The sequence below is a fragment of the Streptomyces sp. JK94 genome, assembly GCF_053613315.1.
In genome coordinates this window covers 24346-50773 of record NZ_JBSICH010000047.1, presented here as the reverse complement: position 1 = coordinate 50773, position 26428 = coordinate 24346, and the positions used below count along the sequence as shown (strand labels likewise).

Annotated in this window: 3 protein-coding genes; all 3 read right to left on the bottom strand. The window is 74.8% G+C overall.

Annotation, left to right across the window (positions count from 1 at the left end; genetic code table 11):
* Positions 1 to 13: 13 nt before the first annotated feature.
* The 3 genes from ACVV2G_RS31090 to ACVV2G_RS31080 are packed head-to-tail and all read right to left on the bottom strand — an operon-like array spanning position 14 to position 26426.
* Positions 14 to 1108 carry a MupA/Atu3671 family FMN-dependent luciferase-like monooxygenase gene (locus ACVV2G_RS31090; RefSeq protein WP_453846129.1) on the bottom strand — a complete coding sequence of 365 codons (1095 nt, stop codon included), beginning with the start codon at positions 1106 to 1108 and terminating at the stop codon, positions 14 to 16.
* Complete coding sequence (locus tag ACVV2G_RS31085) at positions 1105 to 15555, bottom strand: SDR family NAD(P)-dependent oxidoreductase (protein ID WP_453846128.1); 14451 nt, start codon at positions 15553 to 15555, stop codon at positions 1105 to 1107. Before ACVV2G_RS31085 ends, ACVV2G_RS31090 begins: the two co-directional genes overlap by 4 nt.
* Positions 15552 to 26426 carry an SDR family NAD(P)-dependent oxidoreductase gene (locus ACVV2G_RS31080; RefSeq protein WP_453846127.1) on the bottom strand — a complete coding sequence of 3625 codons (10875 nt, stop codon included), beginning with the start codon at positions 26424 to 26426 and terminating at the stop codon, positions 15552 to 15554. Before ACVV2G_RS31080 ends, ACVV2G_RS31085 begins: the two co-directional genes overlap by 4 nt.
* Between the last annotated feature and the right edge of the window lie 2 nt (positions 26427 to 26428).

Genomic DNA, 26428 nt, shown 5'->3' with positions numbered 1-26428 from the left:
CCAAACTGTGGTGTCAGTTCCGGGCGTAGTACCAGGACAGGGCGTCGTCCCGGGCCGCGGCGGCGGCAGGCGCGGGGGACGCGAACCGGGCCCGGAGCCCGTCCAGGTGGGGCAGCATGTCCAGGACCGTCTCGAACGGAACGCCGAAGTCGATCAGGCACGCGACCTCGCCGACGCCGATGTCGCTGAGCCGCCGCACCACCTTCGCGCACTTGTCGGGCGTGCCGAGCAGCGAGCGGCGCTCGTAGAAGTCCTCCGCCGCGATGTCGACGAGTGCCTTGTGCTCGGCGTCGCTCATGGCCGACGACGCTCCCTGGACGGCGGCGTCGTTGCGTTTCTGCGCGACGAAGGAGGACAGGTAGGTGCGGACCGGATCGTGCACGATCCGTTTCACCTCCGCCTCGTTCTCGCCCACGAACGTGTGCAGACCCACGGTGACGATGCCGGCCGCCGGGTCGAGCCCGGCCTCGGCGCGCGCCCCGCGGTAGGCGGAGACGTTCTCCTCCAGGCGTTCCCAGCTGTCCAGCAGGGTCAGGACGTTGAGCCCGGCGCGGCCCGCCTGGAGCCACGTCTGCGGATTGGAGGTGTGCACCAGCCACAGGGGCAGCTCCGGCTGGTGCGGGCGCGGGTAGCTGCGCACGTTCAGGGTCTGTCCGTCCGGGCCCGGAAACGCCACCTGCTCCCCGCGCCACAGGGCGCGTACCGTCTCGATGTGCCCGAAGGTGTACTCCCGCCGGGTGTCGTACAGGTCGGGGTGGAACACGAAGTCGCCCTTGTGCCAGCCGGTCGCCAGGCAGATGCCGACGCGCCCGCCGGAGAGCTGGTCGACCAGGGCCCATTCCTCGGCGACCCGTACCGGGTGGTGGTGCGGCAGCACGACGCTGCCGGCCCGCAGGTGCAGGTTCTTCGTCGTGGCCGCCAGGGCGGCGCTGAGGACGGACGGGTTGGGGAAGCTGCCGCCGAACTCCTGGAAGTGGCGCTCCGGGGTCCAGATGGCCTTGAAGCCCTTGTCGTCGATGGCGCGGGCGACGTCGAGGACGAACCGGTACCGGTCCCCGAAGCCGTTGCGGTCGTTTGAGGAGAAGAAGTAGACGCTGAAGTCGGTCATGAGCGCCGTCCGTTCGTAGCGAGAGCGGGCAGGGTGCGGGTCACGACCTCGGCGATGACGCGCAGGTTGTCCTCCAGGACGATCGTGAAGTGGTCGGCGTCCAGGTCGTGGATGCTCACGTCGTCCCCGGCGAGTGAGCCGAGTCCGTTGGTGGTGTCGGAGTCGTCCCGTCCGATGGCGGGCATGCCGTACGGGTTCTCCGCGGCGGAGAAGCCCTTCGTGGCGTGGAAGACCGTCGTCCGGACCGGTCGGGCGAACGGCCGGGCCGCGTAGTCGAGCAGCAGCTTGCCGTTGAGGTCGAGCAGGGCGAAGCGGGTGCGGACCAGGCGGTGCACCTCGTCCGCCGAGAGCTGGGCCGGGGAACCCTCCACGACATGCCGGGTGACGTGGTCGATGGCCTCGTCGCTGGACATGCCGGTCAGTTCGTCGATGGTCAGCGTCGGATCGGCCTTCCACAGCTGGGAGGCGGAGTTGCCGATCAGCATCAGCGTCACGGCGTCCTGGTTCTCCTCGGTGATCACCGTGTTGTCGACGCCGTTCCAGGCACCGGTGCCCGGCAGCAGCGCGTCCACCAGGTACAGGTGCGACACCTCCTGGCCCGCCTCGACGAGCTGACGCGCCATCTCGAAGGCGAGGATGCCGCCGAAGGAAGCGCCACCGAGCACATACGGTCCCTCGGGGTGTTCCTCGCGGATCTCGGCCACATAGCGGGCCGCCATCGCCTCGATGGACGGGAACTCGGTGAACCGCAGGTCGGAGTCGAGCTGCTCCAGGCCGTACAGCGGGTGGTCCATGCCGAGGTGGCGGGACAGGTAGATGCAGTAGCTGACGTCGCCGAACAGGTGGTGCACCCAGAACGAGGGCGTCCTGTCGCCGCTGCGGTTGATCGGCACCAGGAAGCGGCGGTTCTCCGCGGGCGCGGTGCGCACCTCGCGGTCGGTGATCCGCAGGGGTGTCCGCGCCGCCGCGGGCGCCGGCTGCGCGGTGCGCGCGGCCAGCAGGGCGGCACCTTCGCGGGACACCGCCCCGCCGGGCACCGTCACGGGTTCCAGCAGCGCCGGCGGCGGCACCAGCGCCCGGTCCCACGACCTGGCGTCGGGCACGGCCAGGACCGCGGTCCGTCCGGCCAGGGCCAACGGGCGCAGGGCGGTGTCGCCGGCCGCCCGGCGCAGCACCCCGCGCCAGTCGGCGGCGAACGTCAGGCGTGCGGCGAGTTCCGTGCCGCGCAGGGGGACGCCGGGGAGGGCGGAGAGGGACTCCACGGCCGACCACAGGGCGGACTCACGGTCCCGACCGGTGCCGGCCGCCGCCAGCGGTTCGCCCGACCACACGGCGCCGAACTGCTCGGCCACGGCTCGGACGTCCGCCACGGCGTCCTCCGCGAGCGTGGCGTCGGGTTCGGGTGCGTCCAGGAGGACCAGCTGGGCGACCTCGTGCCCGGCGTCGGCCAGGATGCGGGCCGTCTCCACCGCCAGACGTGCGGCGACGGAGTTCCCGGCCAGCCGGTAGGGGCCTGCGGGCCGGTCGGACAGGATCGCGCCGGCACACGTTTCGGCCAACTCGGTCAGACCGTGGCCGTTGTTCGTGCCGTGCGGCGCCGGGGTGGTGAACTCCACACCGCGGACGGGACCTTCGGCGCCGAACCAGGCACGCACGTGCAGCAGCCAGGTCAGTTCGCCGGTGGCTCCGGGCAGGCCGTACAGGGGGGTGCCGGGGCCGTCATCGCCGAAAGGGACGACGGACGCCTCCGGGGCGGCGGCGACCGGCTCGGTGGGCACGCCGGCCGGGTGCGGGGCAGCCGCCTCGCCGTCACCGGTCGCCCGGCCGCGCGGAGAGACGCCGTACTCGTCGACCAGGTGCCGGACCAGGCTGTCGAGGGTGGTGCACTCGAAGATCGCCGCCATCGGGATGTGGTCGCCGAACGCCGCCTGGATGCGCTGCATGATCCGCAGGGCGGAGATCGAGTCGACGCCGTACGCGGTCAGGTCCCGGTCGGGGGCCACGGACTCGGGCGGCAGCCCGATGCCCTCGGCCAGCAGGACCCGCACCTGTGCGGACAGCTCCTCGGCGGAGCCGGACGCCGGGCCCGCCGCGGAGGTGCCGGCCGAGTCGGTCGCGGTCGCCGCGGTGGGCCGGACCGGCACGGACGGGACTTTGGGTGTGGGGGCGGTGGCGGCGGCCGTCGGGGTGCTGCCGTTCACCGGGGGAGTGGCACCGCCGACGGGGGAGGCCGTCGGGAGCGGTGGGGCGGTGCGGGAGAGCGGGGCGGCCGGGGGCGCGGTGGGCGCGGCCGGGACCGCCGGGGCCACCGGGACCGTGGCGGGCGGTGCGACGGGAGCGGGAGCGGACGCCGCCGACCGCGCGACCGGGGCGGGAGCGGCCGGCGCGAGGGCCGGGACCGGGGGCAGCCAGTGGCGCTCGCGGGCGAACGGGTACGTGGGCAGTCCGGCCGCCCGGCGCCACGGGCCGTCGGCGTGCAGTTCCGACCAGTCGATGTCCGTGCCGCGCACCCACAGCGCGGCGGCCTTGCCGAGGTCCCCGGACCGTGCCAGTTCCAGCACCCGTGCCCGGTCGTCCTCGTCGAGGAGGCCTGCGGCGGTCCGGTCGGGGACGGCCGGCGTGGTCTCGACGGCGAGGTCGCTCCTCTCCCCGTCGGCGAACGCCCGCAGGGCGTCCGCCAGCCGGGCGGCGGAGTCGGTGACCACGGCCAGCCGGCGCTCCAGAGCGGGCCGCCCGTGCCGGAGCGTGCGGGCCAGTGCCCGCAGCCCGACGGCGTCGCCGCCACGGGCCGCGGCCCGTGCCACGTGGTCGCCGAGCAGGGCCGCGTACTCCTTCAGACGGTCCTCGGTACGGGCGCTCAGCACGAACAGTTCGGGGGTGCCGTCGTGGACCTCGCCCGGACGCGGGTCGACGAACTCCTCCACGACCACATGGGCGTTGACCCCGCCGAAGCCGAAGGAACTGATCCCGGCGAGCCGCGGCGCCTCGGCTCCGGAAGCGGTGCGGGGCCGGTCCCAGGGACGGGCCGAGTCGACCAGGTGGAACGGGCTGCCCGCCAGGTCCAGCAGCGGATTGGGCCGCTCGACGTGCAGGGTCGGGGGGATCATGCGGTGGCGCATCGCCAGCACGATCTTGATCAGACCGGCGATCCCCGCCGCGGTCTCCAGGTGACCGACGTTGGTCTTCACGCTGCCGAGCCCGATGAACTGTCCCCGCTCGGGTCCCACTCCCAGCTCGCGGAGCGCCTGGGTCAGGCCGTTCAGTTCCACCGGATCGCCCAGGGCGGTCCCGGTGCCGTGCGCCTCGACGTAGCCGACGAGGGAGGCGTCGGTGCCGCCGCGCCGGTGGGCGGCGGTGATCACGGCCGCCTGCGAGGCGGAGTTCGGCGCGGTCAGCGACGCCGCCCGGCCGCCGTGGTTCACCGCCGTGCCGCGCACGAGCGCGTACACCGTGTCGCCGTCGCGCAGGGCCGCCGACAGCGGCTTCAGCAGGACCGCTCCGACCCCCTCACCACGCACATAGCCGTCGGCGCGGTGGTCGAACGTCTTGCAGCGGCCGTCCGCGGCGAGCATCCCGGACTTCCCGAACGCCAGGTAGCCGGTGGGGGTCAGGGTGAGATTGACGCCGCCGGCGATCGCCGCGGAGCACTCGCCGTCCTGGATGGCCCGCACCGCGCGGTGCACGGCGACCAGGCTGGAGGAGCAGGCGGTGTCCACCGGCTCGCTCGGACCGCGCAGGTCCAGCAGGAAGGAGACCCGGTTGGCCAGGATGCTGTGCGCGTTGCCGGTGGCCAGCTGGCCGTCGATCTCGACACCGGACTGGAGCAGCAGTGTCGCGTACTCGGTGGAACCGCAGCCGACGAAGACGCCGGTGTCGGTGCCCGCCAGGGACGCGGGGTCGTGCCCGGCGTCCTCGACGGTCCGCCACACCGTCTCCAGGAAGAGCCGGTGCTGCGGATCCATCAGCCCGGCCTCGCGCGGCGAGATGCGGAAGAAGCCCGGGTCGAACAGGTCGGCGTCGGCGAGGAAGCCGCCCCAGCGGGAGGGCACCTTCTCCGGGTCGGTGCCCGGGTCGCCGTAGATGTCGTGCCAGTCGAAGCGCTCGGCGGGGATCTCGCCGACGAGGTCTCGTCCGGCCAGCAGATGGGCCCAGTACGCCGGCAGGTCGGGGGAGCCGGGGAAGGATCCGGCCATGCCGACGACGGCGACGGGCTCGTCCGCGTGGCCGCCCCGGGCCTCCTCTCGGACGGCCGCCGGGGGTGCGGGCTCCTGCCGTACGGCGGCGGGTTCGTCCCGTACGGCGGCGGGTTCGTCCCGTACGGGGGCCGGTGCCGACGCCCCGGCGGTTTGCCGGGCAAGTGCCTCCACCAGCGCCCCGACGTTGCGGAACCCGTACAGGTCGGCCGGGTTCAGGGCGGTGCCCAGCTCGGCGTTGACCCGGTCGGCCAGGTCGACGACCGTGACCGAGTCGAAGCCGAAGTCGCTGAGGTGCTCGTCCAGGCCGATGTCCTCGGGCCGCACTCCCAGCACCGCCGCCACCGCGTCCACCACGGTCGTACGTATGCGCTCGACGGCCGCCGGCGCAAGATGGCCGTTGGTCTCTGACACGTCGTTCTCCTCCAGGTCCGAGGGTTGCCGGGACTGTGGTGCCGGGGGTGTGGCAGTGACGGGGGCCGGCTCGGCGGGCAGCCGGTGCACCGTCCGCGCGAACGGGTAGCCCGGCAGCGACACGATCCGTCCGTCGGTGAGGCCGAGCACCGGGTCCGCTCCGGTCAGCCGGGCGCCCGTGGCCCAGGCCGCGCCCGCCGCGACCAGCGCTGTGGCGTCGGCGTCCGCGGGGACGGCGTACGCGGTGTCCGCGTCGGCGGGGGCGTGACCGGCCCGGACCCGCTCGGGCCGCTCGCCCGCGAGGTGGGCGTCGAGCAGGGTCAGCAGCTCCGGCACGTCCCGCGCGACGACGGCCAGCCGCCGGCCGAGGGGTTCGCGGCCCGCGGCGAGTGTGCGCGCCACGTCAGCGAGCGCGGGAGCGGTGGTGCCGGGGGCCGACAGATGATCGCGCAGCCGCTGCACGTGGGCCCGCAGCTGCTCCTCCCGGCGGGCCGACAGCAGCACCAGCCGCGGCCTGTCCCGCGGTTCCGCCGTCCGGGCCGGGGTGGGCGGCCCGGACATCACCGCATGGGCGTTGGCGCCACCCGCGCCGAAGGAACTGATCGCGGCCACGCGTGCGGCCGGGGGCACGAGCCCCGGCCACGGCTCGTGCTCACGCACCAGGCGCAGCGTCCGGCCGTCGAACTCCTCGACCGGCTGCGGACAGTCCAGCGTGGCGGCCAGCTCGCCGTGCCGCATCTGGAGCAGCACCTTGGCCAGCTGGGCCATGCCGGAGGCCGCTTCCAGGTGTCCCAGCGACGGCTTGACGGAGCCGACCGCCATACCGTGCCCGCCGAACACCCGGGCCAGCGCCGCCGCCTCCACCGGGTCGGCCAGCGGGGAGCCCGTCGCCTGGGCCTCGACGTACTGCACCGCCTCGGGGCGTACGCCGGCGCGGGCGAGGGCCCGGCGGAGCAGTTCCTCCTGGGCGTCGGCGCTCGGGGTGACCATGCTGTCGGTCGCCCCGTTCGCGTTGACGGCGGTGCCGAGCACCAGCCCGTGGACGCGGTCGCCGTCGCGCAGGGCCGCCGACAGCGGCTTGAGGACGACGGCGCCCACGCCTTCGCCGGGCACCATGCCGTCGGCGTCCTGGCCGAAGGAGCGGCTGCGGCCGTCCGGCGAGAGCATCTTCATGCCGGCCAGCGCGGTGTGGTGGGACGGGTCGAGGATCAGGTTGACCCCGCCCACGACGGCCGCTCCGCAGTCGCCGCGCCGCACGGCCTCGCTCGCCAGGTGCAGTGCCGTCAGGGCGGACGAGCACGCCGTGTCCACGGCGAGGCTCGGTCCGGTGAACCCGAAGACGTGCGAGGCGCGGTTGGCCACGGACCAGTGCGCGGAATGGGCGTGCGCGTCGGAGCCCGCGCCGCGCAACTCGGCGGCCAGCACCTGATAGGGGCTGTGCATCAGGCCGGCGAACACGCCGACACCGGCGCCGGTGGTGGCCCGCGCGGACCGCTCCAGCCCGGCGCGTGTCGTCCCCGCGTCCTCCAGCGCCGTCCACACCGCCTCCAGGAACAGGCGCTCCTGCGGGTCGCTGCGCTCCGCGTCCCGCGGCGACATCCGGAACACCAGCGGATCGAAGGCCTCCACGTCGTCGAGGAACGCGCCCCAGCGGCCGGTGCGGTCCGCGCCTGCCGGGTCCCAGCGGTCGCCGGGCACCTCCGTGACGGCCCGACGGCCCGCGCGCAGGTGGTCCCAGAGGCCGTCGAGCGTGTCGCCGCCGGGGAAGCGGCCCGAGATGCCGACGATCGCGACGGCGTCCGCCACGGCCGGCGGCGGCGTGGCCCCGCCGGGTGCCGGGGCGGCGACGGGAGCGTGCGCCGGAGCGGTCCCGGCGCGGGGACCCTTCGTGGCGGCCGGTGCCCGCGCGGCGACCTCGGTGGCCGCCGTGCCCGGTGCCCGGACGGTCGCGGCGGCCTCCTCCGGGGCGTCGTTCCCGGCCCGCTCGGGGCGGGCGCGGCGCCGGGTGGGAACCGTCGGCGTGCTCGTGTCGACCAGGCGGACCAGCGGCTGCGCCGGATCGTCCAGCAGCGCCTCGACCACACCGTTCAGGGAGGTCGACTCGTAGGGGATCGTGCGCGGAACGGGACCGAGGTCGGCCTCGATCCGGTCGACGACCTCCATGCTGACGAGAGAGTCGGTGCCGTACGAGGACAGCGGCGCGGCCGGGTCCAGCTCCGCCTCGTCGAGCCCCAGGACACCGGCGAAGACGTGCCGTAGGTAGGCCGTGGCGACCTCGGCCAGTGCGGAGCCGGACGCCGCCGGCCCGGCGGCGGAATCCTCCGCCGCCCGCGCCCCGGTGAACCGGGCGAACGGCTCCGCGGCGGTCTCCAGCAATGCGGCCACGACCCCGTCGAGGGAGGTCGACTCGAAGGGCACGTGCCGCGGCGCGGTTCCCAGGTCGGCCTCGATCCGGTCGGCGACCTCCATGCCGACCAGGGAGTCGGTGCCGTACGAGGAGAGCGGCACCGCGGGGTCCAGCTCCGCTTCGTCCACCTTCAGCACATCGGCGAAGACCCGCCGCAGATAGGCCGCGGCGGCCCGGGACAGGTCCTTCACCGGCGCGTCGGGTACCGCGGGCCCGGCCACCCGCGGGGCGGGTGCCGGTTCCTCGCATCCCTTACCGGCCGGTTCCGGGACCCGACGCCCGGGCACGGGCCACACGTCGCGCTCGGCCAGCAGCACGTGCTGGCCCGCCGTCGCGTCGTCGGGCCCGGCCGTGCCCACGGTCCGCACCCCGCGCAGCCCGGAGTCCAGCAGCACCGACCGCCAGGTGCCCGGGGTGAGCAACGGCGAGTGCGGCTGCCGCAGCTCTCCGTCGTCGTAGCCCCACCAGCCCTCGGTCAAGCCGAAGATCATGGTCACCGCGTCCAGGACCCGCGTGCCCTCGTTCACCACCAGCAACCCGCCCGGCCGCAGCAGCCGGGCCGCGGCCCGTACGTTGTGCCGCACATCGGGGGTGGCGTGCAGCACGTTCGCCGCCAGGACGACGTCGTACGCACCCTCCTCGAAGCCCTGGGAGGCCGGGTCCCGGGCGATGTCGAGGACCGAGAACCGGGCCTGCGGATACGGCTGGGAGAAGCGTTCGCGGGCCTTGCGGACCAGCCCGGGGGACAGGTCGGTGAACACGTACTCGAAGCGGTCGCCGAAGGGCTGGAGCGCGTCGAGGACGGGACGGCTGGTGCCGCCGGTGCCCGCGCCGACCTCCAGCAGCCGCAGCCGTTCGTCACCCTCGGCGAACCGGTGCTCCGCATAGGCGGTGACGGCCGCCGCGCACACCGCGTTGAAGTGCTCCGAGCGCGGGTCGTCGTGGTACAGCGGCGCCAGCTTGTGGTCGCTGCCGCCGGGGAAGAGCACCGACAGTCCGCTGCGCCGGCCGCACAGCACCTCCGGCAGTACCTCGGTGCACTCGCGCAGCAGGTCGGCCAGCGCGGTGGCGTGCGGATGGGCGCAGACCAGGCGGTCGCGCAGGGCCGCGGCGGCAGCGGGGTCCGGAACCTCCGGCTCGGTGGCCGGAACGGTGAGGGTGCCGTCCGGGTTCGACGTGAGGTGGCCGCCCCGGTCCAGCGCGTAGAGCGCGGCGTCCAGCAACCGCTCCTGGCCGGGCACGACGGAGAGACGGCGGGCCAGCTCGTCGCGGGCCACGGTCGTGCCGGGCTCGGGCCACGCGCCGTGGCCGAGGAAGGCGTCGCGCAACAGCACCCGCGCGTACGGTTCCAGGGAGGCGAAGAAGTCCGCTCCGGTCAGTCGTGCGTCCTCGGCGGTCCGCCCGCGCGCGGCGACCTCGGCCGCGCGCACGGCTTCGGACCCGGCGGACGCTGCCGCGGCGGCGGAGACGGCCCGCGGATGCGCGGCGGGATCCTCCTCGGACCCGGCGAGCCGCACCGGTGCCACCTGCACGGCGGGACCGGCGAGCACCCGGCGGAAGGCGTCGATCCCGGCCAGGTCGCTGATGGGTTCGACACCGAGCCGGGCGGTCACCCGGGACCGGTAGTCGTCGGTGGCGACCGAACCGCTCTCGCCCCACAGCCCCCAGTTCAGGACGCGCACCGGCCGGTGCAGCCGGGCGGCCAGGAAACGGCCGTACGCGTCCTGGAAGGTGGACGCGGCCGCGTAGTTGGCCTGCCCCGCGTTGCCGTTGAGCGAGATCGCGGACGAGAACAGGGCGAAGAAGTCGAGCGGTTCGTCGGCCAGCACCCGCTGGAGCACGACCGTGCCGTACGCCTTCGGACCGAACGAGGAGCGCAGCGTCTCCTCGTCCATCCGCGACAGCGTGCGGTCGTTCAGCACGAACGCCGAGTGCACGACGCCGTCCACACCGCCCCACGTCTCCCGCATCCGCGTCACCGCCCGCCGCAGCGCGGCCTCGTCGGTGACGTCGGCGGCGGCGTACGCCACCCGGTCCGGCACGGCGGACAGCAGGGCCCGGGCGCGCTCGGGCAGTGCGGCCCGCGGCCTGCGGCCGGTGAGCAGGACCCGGGCGCCGTACTCCGCGACCAGGTGCTCGGCGACGACCGTGCCCAGGCCGCCGGCGCCGCCGGTGACCAGATAGCGGCCGCCTTCCCGCAGAGGGACGTCCTCGCCGCCGGACACGCCCACGCGCTCCAGCTCCCGGGCGTACCTCACCCCGCCGCACAGGGCGACCGGGTGCGCCGGACGGGCGGCGGGCTCGGCGCTCAACTGCCCGATCAGCGCGGACCACGCGTCCGGGCGGGCGCAGCGCAGCAGGTCCTCGCGCGCGACGTCGACACAGCTGAGGGAGAGGAAACCGAGCTCGCGCGAGGCCGAGGCGACGAGCCCGGGCAGCCCTCCGGAGAACGGGTTGCGGGCCGGCAGCGCCTCGTCGGTCGCCTGCACACCGGACGTCACCACGTGCACGCGCACGCCGGTCCGCCCGCGCTGCGCGTCCAGCGCCTTGAGCAGATGGAACAGTGCCACCGGGCCGCGGTCCAGCGCCTCGGCGAGCTGGCCCGGGTCGTCGGCCGAGTACAGCCGTTCCTCGACGCCGCCCAGGAACCAGACGGTCCCCGGGTCGCCGGCCTCGTCCAGCACCCGGCCGAAGGCCTCCGCCGAGAGAGCGACGTCCTCCAGCAGCACGTGCCGGACCGGGTGCCCGGCCGTCCGGTGGTGAGCGGTCATCGCGCTGCCCAGGCCGTGGTCGTGGGCGGTGCCCAGGACGAGGACCGGCCCGCCGCCGCCCGTCGCGGCAGGCCGGTCCACCGCCGACGGGCGCCACACCGGGCGGTACAGCGGCACGCTGTCCTCCGCAGCGGTTTCCTCGCGCGCGTCCGCCTCGGACGGTGCGGCGGGGCGGGCGATGCGCAGCCCCTCGAACCGTGCCAGCACGGTGCCGTCGGCGGCGGCCAGGGCGACGTCCGCCCGCGCGGTGCCGCGCTCGGCGTCGTGGCCCCCCAGCGTGACATGGGCGTATCGCGCCCGGAGAGGCGATGAGCCCAGGGTGATCCGGGACACCGAGGCCGGCAGCGCGGCGCGCCCGTCGTTCTCGGGCAGCACCCCTTGTACGGCGTGCAGGGCGCTGTCCGTCATCGCGGCCTCGGCCGCCCACTCGGGGGCGTCCGACCCGGGCCGGGCCAGCTCCGCCAGGGCCTCGCCGTCCCCGCGGTGCAGCGCGACCAGGCCCCGGAACAGAGGTCCGTACCCCAGTCCCGCCGCCTCCGCCCTGCCGTACACCTCAGCGGCGTCGACGCGCCGCCGGCACCGGGCGCGGACCGCCGACACGTCGAGCCGGCCGAGGGCCGCTCCGTCGCCGGCCGTGAGGCCGCCGCTGGAGTGCACGGTGCCGGTCGCACCGCCGCGGACCTCGTACGATCTGCCGTCGTCGGCGAAGCGGACGGTCACGTCCAGGGTGTCGCCCTCGACCTCCAGCGGCACCCGCCATCTGACGTCCTGGAACACCACGGGGCCGTCGGTGCGACCGGCCGCCGCTCGCGCCAGCGCCAGCTGGACGACCCCGGCGACCAGGGGCCGGCCCAGTACCGTGTGGTCGGCGACGACCGCGTCGGTGCGGTGGAGCACCGCGGGCCCGGTGTCCGGGGCGCCGGACGGTTCGTCGACCAGGTCCACCCAGTACCGCTTGCCGCCGAACGGGTACGACGGAAGCGGCACGGGCGTGGGACGAGGACCGTCCTCGAACGCCGTCCGCCAGTCCACCCGTGCTCCGGCCACCCAGGCGTCGGCGAGCGCGTCCCAGTGTTCCTCCGTCACCGGGAGCCGTACGTCCGCGAGTTCCTCGCCCGGGTCGGCGCGGCCCGTGCGCACGGCCGGTGACGCCTCGCCGTCGAGGTGGCCACGCAGCCGGGCGAGCAGTTCGCCGACCGACGAGGCGACGACCGCCAGCCGGTGGTCCCACTCCTCCCTGCCGGTCAGCAGGGTGAAGGCGAGGTCGCGCAGCGCGCGGTCCGGGTCGCGGGCGAGGTCGTCGACGAGCTGCTCGGCGCTCCGCCGCAGCTGCTCGGGAGTCCGCGCCGACAGGCCCACGGCGTACGGGCGGCCGTCGTCCCCGGAGCCCTGCGGAGCAGGCCATTCCTCCAGGACCACATGGCCGTTGGCGCCGCCCGCGCCGAACGAGCTCACCGCGGCGCGCCGGGGCGCACCGTCCGGTGCGGGCCAGGGCTCGGCTGTCCGCTGCGGCCGGAACGGGGTGGCCTCCAGGTCGAGCCTGGGGTTGACCGGCTCGCTGTGCAGCGTCGGGACCAGGGTGCGGTGCGCGAACTGCAGCACGACCTTGGTGACGCCGCACACGCCGGCCGCCGCCTCCAGATGACCGATGTTGGACTTCACGGAGCCGATCGCGCAGAAGCCGGTGTCATCGGTGTACTCGGCGAACGCCCGCCTCAGTCCCTCGACCTCGACCGGGTCGCCCAGATCCGTCCCCGTGCCGTGCGCCTCGACGTATCCGACGGTGCGCGCGTCGACGCGGGCGGCCCGCAGGGCGTCCGCGACGACCGCCCCCTGGGCGCGCGGGGTCGGCACGGTGTAGCCGTTGCTGCGCCCGCCGTGGTTGACGGCGGTCCCGCGCACCACGGCGTGGACGCGGTCGCCGTCGGCGAGGGCGTCGGACAGCCGCTTGAGGATCAGCGCCCCGGCGCCCTCGCCGGGCACGAACCCGTCACCGCCCTCGCCGAACGCCCGGCAGCGGCCGTCGGAGGCCAGCAGGCGCATGTCGGTCAGCGTCGCGTACTTGATCGGATGGATGTTCACGTTGACGCCGCCGGCGATCGCCGTCCTCGTCTCGCCCGACAGCACACTGCGGCAGGCCAGGTGCAGCGCGGTCAGCGAGCCGGAGCAGGCGGTGTCGACCACCATGCTGGGGCCGTGCACGTCCAGGACGTAGCTGAGCCGGTTGGCGATCGAGTAGTCCATGGAGTGCGCGAACACCTTGTTGCCGCGGCCCCACTGCTCCGCACCGACGAGGCCGTACTGGGAACCCGTCACGCCGACGAAGACGCCCACGGAGTGCGTGTCGCCGACCCGGGTGGTCTCGTGCAGCCTGCGCCGTGAGTATCCGGCGTGCTCCAGCGCGGACCAGGCGACCTCCAGGAAGATCCGCTCGTTCGGGTCGAGCTTGGCGGCCTCGCCGGGCGACATGGCGAAGAACAGCGGATCGAAGCGGGCCACGTCGTCGAGGAAGCCGCCCCACTTGCCGGTGATCGCGCCGGGCGTGCCCCGCCGGGCGGCGAGGAGACGGTCGTTGTCCCAGCGGTCACGGGGGATCTCACGGATCAGGTCGGCGCCGGCGGCCAGCGACCGCCAGAACTCCGTCAGGTCGGCACCGCCCGGATACCGCCCGCCGACGCCCACGATCGCGACCGCCTGGTCGAAGGGCAGGCCCCCGTCGAGTTCGTCCGGCGCCGCCCGCTCGGACCGCTCCCGGCCCACGGGGGGCGGCCCGGTGGCGGCCGCGGGTCCGGCCGGCTCGGTGGTCCGCGGTGTCTCCGGCTCGGTGGTCTGCGGTGTCTCCGGCTCGGTGGTCCGCGGTGCGTCCGGGCCCAGGACCGAGCGGAGGGCGTCCGGTTGCCGGTCGGCGAGGAAGCGCGCCAGCTCGGCCACGGTCCGGTACTCGAACAGCAGAGTGACCGGAAGGACGCCGAAGCGGTCCGCCAAGGCGGCGGTGAGCTTCTTGACGAGGATCGAGTCGACACCGAAGGTGGAGAACTCCTGGTCGGCGCGGAGCCGTCCGGAGGGCAGTCTCGCCGTCTCCGTGACGAGGTCCAGCAGATACGCCTCAGCGGCGGTGACCAGGTCCTCGCCGCTCACGGCGGTCGCGGCCGCCGTCTCGGGCTCCGCGTCGGCGGTGGCCTCCTCGGCGGACACCCTCGTCACCCAGGCGTCGATACGGTCGGAGCGCCCGTGGACCACCAGCGTCTCGGGCTCCCCGCCGGCGATGGCGTCGGACAGGGCGCGCAGTCCCGCCTCGGTCGGCAGCGGCAGCATGCCCTGCATCTCCTCCAGCACCCGCCGGTTGTCCGCGGAGATCGCCATGCCCCCCTCGGCCCACAACGGCCAGGCGACCGCCACCGACGCGCCGTGGCGCGAACCCGCGGCGACCCGCCGGGCCCGAGCGGCGGCCAGCTCGCCCAGCGCCCGGTTGGCGGCGGCGTAGTCGGCCTGCCCCGGGGCGCCGAAGTAGGCCGACGTCGACGAGAACAGGACGAAGAAGTCGAGCGGCAGGTTGGACGTCAGCCGGTCCAGGTGGTCCGCTCCGTCCAGCTTCACGGACAGCACCCGGTGCGCCGACGCGGTGTCCTTGTTGACCAGGTAGGAGTCCTCGTTCAGCCCCGCGGAGTGCAGCACGCCGTCCAGACCGCCGTACTCGCGCCGGGCGGCGTCGACGGCCGCCCGCGCGTCCCCGTGCCGGGTGACGTCCCCGCGCACGTACACGACCCGGGCGCCCGCCTCCTCCAGGCGGCGGAACTCGGCCCGTTGGCCCGCGTCGGGTTCGGAGCGGCCGGTGAGCACCAGCCGGGCGCGGTGGTCCCGGGCGAGCAGCGCGGCAAGGCGCAGCCCGATGCCCCGGGCACCGCCGGTGATCAGGTACCGGCCGCCGTCGCGGAACGCGGACGGCCGGCCGAGGCGGGCCGGAGAGGGCCGGAGCACCCGGATCTCCCGGCCGTTGGCGCCGTACCGCACCTGGGCCAGGCCCGGCCGGACCGTGGACAGTTCGGCGAGAGCCACCCGGAAGACGTCCTCGGCCCACGCCGGCACCTCGTCGACCTGGACGCTGAGAGCCCGCAGTCTGCGGTCCTCGGCGCTCGCCACCTGCGCAAGCGCGCCCAGGGCGGCGCCCGACTCGGGACGGGACCGGCCGGTGAGGAACACCACGGGCATCGGGCCTTCGGCGCGGTCGCCGATCAGGGCGCGCAACGCGGGCAGCACCAGCTCGACCGCGCGCCCGCACCCCGTGGTGCCGGCCGACAGGTCGAAGACCAGCCCGCGCGGCCGGCGGCCGAGTGCGGTCTCCTCGCGCAGGTACGCCGTCCAGGACGCCGTGTCCCCGTCCAGGTCGGTGCCGGGCCGGACGGTGCGGACACCGGCCGACAGGGGCGCGTCAACGCCGTCCACCACGAGCAGGGTGTCCCCGGCCGTGACGGCGGGATGTGCGGCCGGGCGCGCGAACGCCGGTTCCCAGACGGGGGTGTACCCGACGAGTTCCACGCCGCCGGCCCGGCCGGCGCCGCTGCCCGCGCGGGCGAGCAGCCGGGCGGCCACCGCCGGGTCGAGCTGTCCGCCGCGGACTCGATCGAGTACCAGGCGGCGGACGGTTTCGGTGTTCGGTGTCATCGTTCCATCCCGTCGTTCCGGACCAGGCTCAGATCCACGTCGTCAACGGTCAGTTCGCCCCGGCTCAGGGCGTCGAGCATGGCGACCAGCTCCTCGGGGGCGTCGTCCTCGGCGGTCGCGGAGGGCGGGTTCGCGCGAGCCGCGTCCTCGGCGGTGGCGGGGTACGGCTCGGTCTCGGCGACCGCCCAGAACGCGGTGGGCGCGAAGGGGTAGCCGGGCAGGCTCACCCGGCGGACACCGGCCGGGGAGAGGGCGGCGAGAGCTTCCTCGCCGGCCCTCCCCTCGACCCACTGGCGGCCCAGTGCCCGCGGATCGTCCGTGGGCACGACGGCCGGCCCGGCGCTGCCGGCCCGACCGGTGAACAGGCGGTCGTCACCGCGGCCCGCGGCGTGCGCGCGCAGCGCCGCGACCAGCTCCGGCAGTGTCCCGGTGACCACGGCAAGGCGGTGTTCCATCGCGTTCCGGCCGGTGCGCAGGGTGTGCGCCACCTCGGCCGCGGAGACGGCACGGTCGCCGTCGAGGCGGTCCGCCAGCGCACGGGCCGCGTCCCTCAGCCGGTCCTCGTCGCGCGCCGACAGCACGAACAGTTCCGGTCGGCCCGCCTCGCCGGCGGCGCTGCCCGGAGCGTGGTCCGGGTACTCCTCCAGGATGACGTGGGCGTTGGAACCGCCGAACCCCATCGAGCTCACGGCCGCCCGGCGGGGCAGCGCCCCGCCCCGGCCGTCGGCGGGCGCCGGCCAGTCCTGACGGCGGCGCGCGACACGGAACGGACTGCCGTCCAGGTCGAGGAGCGGGTTGGCCTCGTGGAAGTGGATGCTCGGCGGTATGACGCCGTGGCGCAGGGCCAGGACGCTCTTCACCACGCCGGCGAGACCGGCAGCGGCCTCCAGGTGGCCCATGTTGGACTTGATGGATCCCACCGCGCACCAGGCGTCCACGCGCTCGTCCTCACCGAGGCCCGCACGTTCCGCGAAGGCCCGGCGCAGGCCCCGCAGCTCGATCGGGTCGCCGACCTCTGTGCCGGTGCCGTGCGCCTCGACGTAGCCGACGGTGCGCGGGTCGGTGTCCGAGTCGCGCAGCACCCGTGAGATCAGCGCCGCCTGGGCGGCCGGGTTGGGCACCGGCAGCGACTGGGCGCGGCCGCCGTGGTTGACCCCGCTGCCGCGCACCAGCGCGTACACGGTGTCGCCGTCGGCCAGCGCACGGGACAGCGGCTTGAGGTACAGCGCGATGACGCCCTCACCCCGGCTGAAGCCGTTCGCGGACCGGTCGAAGGCGTGGCACCTGCCGTCCGGGGACAGTGCGCCCATCTGGCCCAGCGCGACGTACATGTCGGGTGCCAGCAGCAGGTGCACCCCGCCGACCAGCGCGTCGGAGCACTCGCCGGCCTCGATGGCGCGTGCCGCGCGGTGCAGCGCGGTCAGCGAACTGGAGCAGGCGGTGTCCACGGCCTCGCTCGGCCCGTGCACCCCGAACTCGAAGGAGACGCGGTTCGCCAGCACCGTCTTGGCGTTGCCGTTGACGGCGTACGGCTCCCGGTATCGGCCCACACGGGCCAGGTGCGCCGTGTAGTCGTGGGAGGTGGCGCCGACGAAGACACCGGTGTCACCGCCGTGCAGCGACGACGGCGCGTGACCGGCGTCCTCCACCGCGTGCCAGGCCGTCTGCAGCATCAGCCGCTGCTGCGGGTCCATCACCTCGGCCTCGCGCCCGGATATCCCGAAGAACTCGGCGTCGAACTCGGTGACCCCGTCGACGAAGGCGCCCCACTTGCTGTTCGTCCTGCCGGACTCGCGGTGCGGGTCGCCGAAGAGCGGTCGCCAGTCCCAGCGTTCCGCGGGGATCTCGGTCATGTGGTCGGTGCCCGCCAGCAGATCGCGCCACAGGGCCCGGGTGGTCCGTGCGCCGGGCATGCGGACGGCCATGCCGACGATGGCGACGGGGTCCCGCCGCACCGCGCCCCCGGCCTCGGGCCCCGGCGCCGCGGCGGGGGGCACGGACCTCCCGGCGGGCACGGCCGTGCCGGCGTCGCGGGCGTAGCGGGCGCAGACCTCCGGCGCGCGGGTCAGCAGCTCCCGGGCGAGTGCGGCGACCGTGCCGGCCTCGTAGAGCAGGACCTTCGGCAGTTTGCCGAAGTCCTCCTCCAGCTCCCGCACGAGCTGGATGGTGCCCAGCGAGTCGACACCCAGCTCGGTGAAGGAGGTCTCCACGTCCACGCTGTCCGGGGAGACGGACAGAAAGGAGGCGACGACCTCCCGCAGATGTGCGCGCACGCCTTCCTCGACGCCGCCTCGCCCGGGCGGGGCGGGCGCCGCGGCGGGCGCGGCGACGGACGGCGAGTTCGAGGTCTCGCCCCGCGCGGCGACGGACGGCGGGCCGCCCTCGGCGCGCGCCACGATCACACACTGGTCGTCCTCGTCCGGGACGCCGTTGTCGTGTGTCTGCACCCAGCTCTGCGCGAAGCCGGCCCGCCGCAGGACGTCCTGCCAGCGGCCCTGCGCGAGCAGTGGGGCGCCAGGCATCCGTTCGGTGTCCCGGCAGGTCCACCAGCTGGGGATCATCCCGAACAGCAGGAACTGGTAGTCGATGTTGGAAGTGATCTCGTTCAGCAGCAGGAGGCCGCCGTCGGACAGCAGCCGGCGCAGATGGGCCGTCGACTGGGTGATGTCCTGCGTCGCGTGCACCACGTTGGACGCGATCAGCAGGTCGTAGGCGCCCTCCTCGACGCCCTGGGCGGCCGGGTCCTCCTCCAGGTTGAACGTGGAGAACACCATCGGCAGGCCCGCGTCGGCGAACGTGCGGCGCGCCTGGCGGAAGTAGGACGCGGAGATGTCGGTGAAGGTGTACTCGACGCGGGCTCCGTAGCCCGCCAGGCGCTCCACGACCGGCACGGTGGTGCCGCCGGTGCCCGCCCCGATTTCCAGGATCCGCACCGGGCGGCCGGGGTCGCGCGCCAGCCGCTCGCGCACGTAGCCGTCGGCGAGGTGGGCCACCACGGCGTTGTAGTGGTCGGCGACGGCGTTGCCGTGGTAGACGCGGCCCAGCAGGTCGCCGACGTCCCCGCCGAAGTACAGGTCGAGCGCCGAGGCGTCGCCCGTGACGATGCGGGGGATGTGCGGGATCACGGCCCGGGCCAGCGCGACCAGGTCGCCCACCTCGGGGTGGTCGAGGGCCAGATCGTCGAACTCCCGCTCGACGAGGTCTCGTTCGGCGGCCGGGTCGGGCAGCGGACGCGGAGCGGCGGCCACCACGTCGGCGAGTCGCGCGACGTAGCGCTCGTACGGTGCGACGGACGGCAGCCCCGCCAGGACGTCGGCGCCGGACAGCTCACCGGTCGCCCCGAGGTGCTCGCGCACCGACAGTGCGGCGAGCCGGGATCCCACGACACCCAGCCGGTCCAGGCCGCGTCGCACGCCGACGGCGTCGTACCCCGACCCGTACATGAAGGACCTGGCGCCGGCGAGAGCCTGCGCGGCAGGGCCCTCGGCGTCCCGCGCGACGTGCCGGGCCGCGGTGGTGTCGCTGGCCGGGGCGGACGGGGCGGACGGGGTGGACGACGCGGACGAGGCCGACGGAGCCACAGCCGGAAGAGCCGCGGGAGCCGACGGGGCGGAGGGAGCCGCCAGGGCGGACCCGGACGGCGAGGGCGCGGGTTTCTGCTCGGCCTCGCGCAACCAGAAGTGCTCGGTCTGGAAGGGCCTGCCGGGCAGGTTCAGGCGGGGCGCCTCGGAGCCACCGCAGGCCGGCGTCCACGCCACCGGCTCCCCACCGGCCCAGCGTCGCGCGAGCGCGATGGTCGCCGCGTCCGATCCCGGCGCCGCGCGGACCGTCCCCGCCTCGGCCGGCTCCGCGAGCAAAGCGTCCAGCTCCGCGCGCAGTTCGCCGTCGGTGGCAGCGACCACGGCGATCCTGGCGGGCAACGGATCCCGTCCCCGCTGCAGGGTCGCGGCCACCGCGGCCAGGTCGGGCCGCTCGTCGAGAGCGGTGCGGTGCCGGCGCAGCACCTCGGGCAGCGCCTGTGCCGACGACGCGGAGAACGGGACGACCAGACTGCGGGCGCCCGCCCACGGCGTACGGGCGCGGTACGGCGCCTCCTCCAGGACGACGTGGGCGTTGGCGCCGCCGAACCCGAAGGAACTCACCCCGGCCCGGCGTGGCACACCCGGCCGAGCGGGCCAGTCGGCGGTCTCCGCCGCGATGGACAACTCACCGTCTCCCAGACCGAGATACGGGTTGGCCTGGCGGAAGTCCGGCATCGCCGGGATCCGGCCGTGCTCCAGGGACAGCACCGCCTTGGCGACTCCCACGACGCCCGCCGCGCCCTCGGCGTGCCCCAGATGGGCCTTCGCCGTGCCGACGACGACCGGCGGGGCGTCGTCCGGGCGTCCGGTCAAGGCACCGCGCACTCCCTCGATCTCGATGGGGTCACCGAGCCGTGTCCCCGTGCCGTGTGCCTCCAGCAGGCCCATCGTGTGCGCCGGCACACCGGCGTCACGCCATGCCCGTGCGATGAGTTCGCTCTGCCGCTGAGGGTTGGGCGCGGTGACCGTGCCCGTGTGGCCGCCGTGACCGACGGCCAGCCCTTTGACGACGGCCCGGACCGGATCCCCGTCGGCGAGTGCCGCGCGCAGCGGCTTCAGCAGGACCGCCGCGATCGCCTCGGCCGGCACGTAGCCGTCGGCCCGCTCGTCGAAGGCATGGCAGCGGCCGCTCGGCGACAGGGCACCCGTCCCGGACAGCGAGAGGTAGTGGCGCGGCGTCAGCATCAGGTTGGCGCCCGCCGCGAAGGCCATCGAGCACTCGCCGCGGCGCAGCGACTCCACGGCCAGCTGCAGCGCGTGCAGCGACGAGGAGCAGGCCGTGTCGACGGTCATGCTCGGCCCGGACAGGTCGAAGTAGTGCGAGGGCCGGTTCGCGGCCATCGTGGTGGCGATGCCCGTGGCGTCGTACGGCCCCGGCCGCCGGCCGCGGGCGATCATCTCGCCCTCGTAGTCCCTGAAGCACTCACCGACGAACACGCCGGTGTCACTGCCGCGCAGGCCGGGCAGGACGGCCGCGTCCTCGGCCGCCTCGTACAGCACCTCCAGCAGCAGACGCAGCTGCGGGTCCATCGCCTCGGCCTCGGCCCGGGGAACGCCGAAGAACGCGGCGTCGAACCGGCTCACCACGTCGAGGAACCCCCCGGCCGGGCACTCGGTCGTACCGGCCGCACCGTCGGCGTCGAGGTAGCGGCCGTGGTCCCAGCGGTCCGCCGGCACTCCACCGACCAGGTCCCGTCCGGCGAGCAGGGCGTCCCACAGCTCCCGGACGTTCGAGGCGCCCGGGAAGCGGCCGGCCAGACCGATCACGGCGATGTCCCGGTCCGTCGCCCCGGAGCCGGAGGCGGCCTCCAGCGCGGAAGAGCGGGTCTTCCTGGCCGGCACGGTCCCGGTGCTCTCCCGGGCGACCGGTGCAACGGACTCGGCCGCCGTCCCCTTGAACGAGCCGTACCAGGCGCGCACCGCCGTGCCGTGCTTCTCGACGAGGTGAGCCGCCAGCTCGGGCACACGCGTGCAGCGGAAGAACACCGTGGGCGCGATCTCGACTCCCAGCTGCTGCCCCAGCCGGACACTCAGTGTCACCACGTCCACCGAGGTCAGCCCCAGCTCCATGAAGGTCCAGGCCGTGAGTTCCTCGGAGAGGGTCGCCGCCTGCGGCAGGACGCCCGTCACCGTCTCGGCGATCATGGTCTCCAGCTCGGCGGCGAGCTGCGCCTGCGCCGAGCCGGTCACCGCCGGGGCCGGCTCGGTCGTGCCACCCGGGGCACTCCGGTCGACCGGGGCGCCCTGGTCCCCCGGCGCAGTCCTGTCGACCCGGCCCTCCGGGGCAGTCCTGTCGACCCGGCCCTCCGGGGCAGTCCTGTCGACCGGGCCCTCCGGGGCAGCCGTCCGGACGCGTTCCGGCCAGATGACCGCGAGCAGACGTTCGATCCTGGCGCGGTCGCCCTCGAAGACCGCGAGTTGCGGCCCGTCGTGGGCCAGACCGGCCTCCAGCGCGGCCAGACCGTGCGCCGTCCTGAGCGGCACCAGCCCGGTGCTCTCCAGCACCTGGGCCTCCACGGCCGGGTTGATGCGCATGCCGCCGTCCTCCCACAGCGGCCAGTTCAGGGCGATGCTGCGGCCCTGGCGCTCGTGCCGCGCCACGCGTTCGTTCCGCCAGGCGGCGAAGGAGTCCATGTAGGCGTTGGCGGCGGTGTAGTCGGTCGTGCCGATGGAGCCGAGCACGGCCGAGGTGGAGGAGAACAGCACCAGGTAGTCCAGCGGCCGGTCGGCGGTGGCCAGGTCGAGGTTGCGGACGCCGTCGAACTTCGGCCCCAGCACCCGACGTACGGAGTCGGCCGTCTTGTTGATCAGCAGGCCGTCCTCCACCACGCCCGCGGTGTGGACCACCCCGGTCACGGTGCCGAACCGCTCCTCCGCGGTCGCCACCAGTCGCCGTACGTCCTCCAGCCGTGTGACGTCGGCCTGGACGTACGCGGCGCGCGAGCCGAGCGCGGCCAGCTCGGCCAGGAACTCGCGCTGAGCGGCGCCTTCCGGGGAGCGGCCGAACAGCACGATGTCGGGCTGGGCCATGCGGGCCATGCGCCGCGCCACGTGCCGGGCGATGCCGCCCGTACCACCGCTGATCAGGCAGGTGCCGCCGGGCCGGGCCAGCGGGGTGCCGGCGGGCAGCGGACGGGTGGGCGCGAAGCCGCGGACCTCGCGGACACCGTCCGCGGTGTGCCGGACCTCCAGGTCAGCCGGCGACGACGCCTCCGCGAGCAGCATGTCGGCCGTCCGTGCCGCATCGTCCGGGGGCGCGGCGAACCGGACCGTACTGAGCGGCAGCCTGGGCTGCTCCAGGCGCAGTCCGCGGGCCAGGCCGCCCACGGAGGCGTCCGGCGGGCACTCCGCGGGGGAGTGGTAGGCGTGCACGACCGGCAGGGCCACGCGGCGGCCCACCGCCCACGCCTGGCACAGCGCGTAGACCGACAGCAGTCCCGTCGGCCGCTCCGGCGGTCCGTCGGGGGCGGAGCCGTCGAGGTGCCACAGGTGCAGGATCGCGGCCGGCACGCGGCCCTCCCGCTCCAGGGCCTCGCGCAGCCGTCCGTGGTCCTCGGAGGAGTCGGGCGAGACGGTGAAGTGGTCGGCCGACAGCCGGGCGAACCCGCTGCCCGGCGTGACGAGCACCGGACGGATCCGGGAACGCAGGGCCGCGCAGCGCGCGTCGGACGTGTCCAGCACCAGCACGGTCTCGCCGTCGAGCGAGACGGTGGCCGGCGGGGCCGGCCGGGGCGCCCAGGCAGGCTCGTACAGCATCACCCCGCCCAGGTCCTCCAGGGGGACGCGGCCGGTGCCGGGTGGCGCGGGCCGCGGCTCTGATGGTTGTTCGGGCAGCACACGCCTCGGTTCGGCGGCGGGGGTGATCCAGTGGCGGTCCCCGGCGAACGGATAGGCCGGCAGCGCGATCCGCCGCCCGCCCGGCACCGGGGCGAGGGTGTCGACGCCGCCGTTCGCCCAGAACTCGGCGAGCGCCTCGGGTGATGCCGACGCCGGTGCGGGCAGCGCGGACCGGGTTGTCACCCGCCGGGCCGTGCCGCGGCTGTGGGGCACCGCGGGGGTACGGCCCGCCGCGAGCGCGTCGAGCGCGTCGGCCAGGTCCGCGGTGGAGGCGACGACGAGCGCGAGCCGCTCACCCAGGTGGCGCCGCCCGACGGCGAGCGTGTGCGCGATGTCGGCGAGCCTGGTCCCGGGGCGCGCCCGCAGCGCGCCCGCGAGGTCGGCCGCCCGGCGGGTCAGCTGCTCGCCGGTCCGGGCCGACAGCGCGACCAGCTGCCGGTCCGACGCTGCCTGCGGCCCGGCGGGCGGGGGCTCGGGGGACACGTATTCCTCCAGGACGACATGGGCGTTGGCCCCGCCGAAGCCGAACGCGCTGACCGCCGCGCGCAGCGGCGCCGGACGCCCGGTGGCCGGGTCCGGCACCGGCGTCCAGGGCTCCTCGGCGGCCGGCAGGCGGAAGGGTGAGGCGGCGAAGTCGATGGCGGGGTTGGGGTGTTCGGCGTGCGGGGCCGGCACGAGGGTGCGGTGCCGCAGGCACAGCAGGATCTTGGTGAGCGAGGCGAGGCCGGCGGCGGCCTCGGTGTGGCCGATGTTCGCCTTCACCGAGCCGATCGCGCAGAAGCCGACCGCGTCGGTCTCCTTGCGGAACGATCTGGTCAGGGCGTCCACTTCGAGCTGGTCACCGAGCGCGGTCGCCGCCCCGTGTGCCTCCAGCAGCGTCACGGTCGACGCCGGGACGCCCGCCCGGGTCAGGGCATCCTCGACCACCCGGCTCTGCGCGTCCGGGCTCGTGATCGTGTAACCGGGAGTACGGCCGGTGTGGTTCACGGCCGAGCCCCGTACGACGGCCAGGACGCGGTCGCCGTCCGCCTCGGCGTCCGCCAGCGGGCGCACGACAAGTGCGCCCACGCCGTCCGCCGGGACGTACCCGGAGGTGTCCGCGCCGAAGGGGCGGCTCGTACCGTCCTTCGCCAGCAGGCCGTGGGCCGCCGAGCGCACGTACTTGTACGGATGGAGGGACAGGCTCACCCCGCCGACCAGGGCCGTTCGGCACTCTCCGCGGCGGATCGCCTCGCAGGCCTGGTGCAGCGCGGTGAGCGAGGACGAGCAGGCGGTGTCCACCAGGACGCTGGGCCCACGGAAGTCGAAGGCGTGACTGACCCGGTTCGGGATGCCGCCGAGCCAGCTCAGCGCGATGTCCGTGCCGCCGTCCCGCACGCTCTCCAGACCGTGCAGGTGGTAGTCGGCCCACATCGAACCCGCGAACACGCCGACGGGTCCGCCGGCCGCCGACAAGGACTCCGGGGTGTGTCCGGCGTCCTCCAGTGCCGACCAGGCAACCTCGAGGAACTGCCGTTCGTGCGGGTCCATCAGCTTCGCCTGCTGCGGCGGGATGTTGAAGAACAGGGAGTCGAACCGGTCGACGTCCTCGATGAAGCCGCCCCGCTTGAGGTACGAACGGCCCGGCGTACCCGGCTCGGGCGAGAACCACGCGTTGGCGTCCCAGCGGTCGGCGGGCACGTCCTCCAGGCAGTCACGTCCGCTTCGCAACACCTCCCAGAACTCGTCGAGGTTCCGGGCACCGGGATAGCGGCCGGCCACGCCGACGATCGCCATCGGGGCGTCGGCGGACGGCGGCGCGGCCGGGGTGGGCGCGGTGGTGCCGGCGGCAGGGTCGGCCGGGGTGGTGGGGGCGTGGATTCCTTCGTCGGTGAGGTGGGTGACGAGTTGGCCGATGGTGGGGTGTTCGAAGAGGAGGGTGGGGTAGAGCTCGGTGTCGAGTGCGGTTTCGAGTTTTCCGGCGATGTTGAGGAGGTCGACGGAGGTGAGGCCGAGTTCGTCGTAGAAGCCTTGGTCGGGGTGGATGGTGGAGGTCGGCTGGCCGGTCTGTGCCGCGACCAGCGCGGTCACGAGGCCGGTCAGGTCGTCGCCGCCGGTGTCGGCGGCCGGGGTGGGCGCGGTGGTGCCGGCGGCAGGGTCGGCCGGGGTGGTGTCGGTGGGGGCGTGGATTCCTTCGTCGGTGAGGTGGGTGACGAGTTGGCCGATGGTGGGGTGTTCGAAGAGGAGGGTGGGGTAGAGCTCGGTGTCGAGTGCGGTTTCGAGTTTTCCGGCGATGTTGAGGAGGTCGACGGAGGTGAGGCCGAGTTCGTCGTAGAAGCCTTGGTCGGGGTGGATGGTGGAGGTCGGTTCGCCGGTCTGTGCCGCGACCAGCGCGGTGACGAGCGTGGTGAGATCCTCGCCGGGAGCGGGAGCGGGAGCGGGAGCGGGAGCGGGAGCGGGAGCGGGAGCGGGAGCGACGACCTGCTCGGCGGGCGGGTGGGCAGGCGAGGGCACCGCGGGCCGCGCCGCCCTCGCCCCGGCCGGCCGCCTGCCCTCCTCCGCGTGCTTGCGGATGTCCTCGGTGGTGCGGACCCGCTTCGCGCGGTAACCGGTCAGCCGGACCGCGACCTCCCCGTCCGGCGTGCACAGGTCGATGTCCGCCACGACCGCCTGGGTGCTGTCGTCGACCTGCAGGCTCGGCAGGCGCGGCGCGTGCACCAGCGTGCGCGCCTCCAGGGAACGGCGGGCGCGGAAGGAGTCGACGTAGATCGGGATGAAGGGCTGGACGATGCCGCGCCGCACCGGCTCGGGGAACTGCAGGAACGGCACGAGCACCGAGAAGTCCATGAAGACGGGGTGCACGTGGAAGTGCCCGAGCGCCTCGACCGCGCTGGGGTCCAGGTGCACGTCGGCGACCGAGAAGCCGTCGCCCGAGCCGACCCGGCCCCGTACCTTCATGAACGGCCCGTGCTCGATGTCCAGTTGGCGGGCCAGGCCGTAGAGGTCGTCGGCGTCCAGCGAACCGGGGCCGGAAGCGGCGTCGAACCGGCCGGCCGGAACCGCATCCGGCTCCCACGGACCCACGACATGGATCTCCGCCTGGAAGTTCACCTGCCACTGCTCGTCGGCCACCTCGCCGCCCCGCAGCGGACGGCTGCGCACGGTGACCGGCACTGCGCCGCGCGGCCCGGGCTCGCCGACCGTCACCTCCAGCTGGCGGTCCAGGTCGTCCACGGCGATCAGCGGGCGGACGAAGACGCAGCGCCGTAGCTCGACCAGGGACGGATCGACACCCAGGTGACGGACCAGCCGCAGCACCAGGTCGAGATGGAAGACGCCGGGGAGGACCGGCGTGCGGTGGACGAGGTGGTCTCGCACGGCCGCGTCCCGCGCGGTGACCCGGGTGGCGAACCGGCGGCCCGCGAGGGACCGTGGCGCGGCCCCGACGTCGAAGGACCGATGGATGTCGGACATCG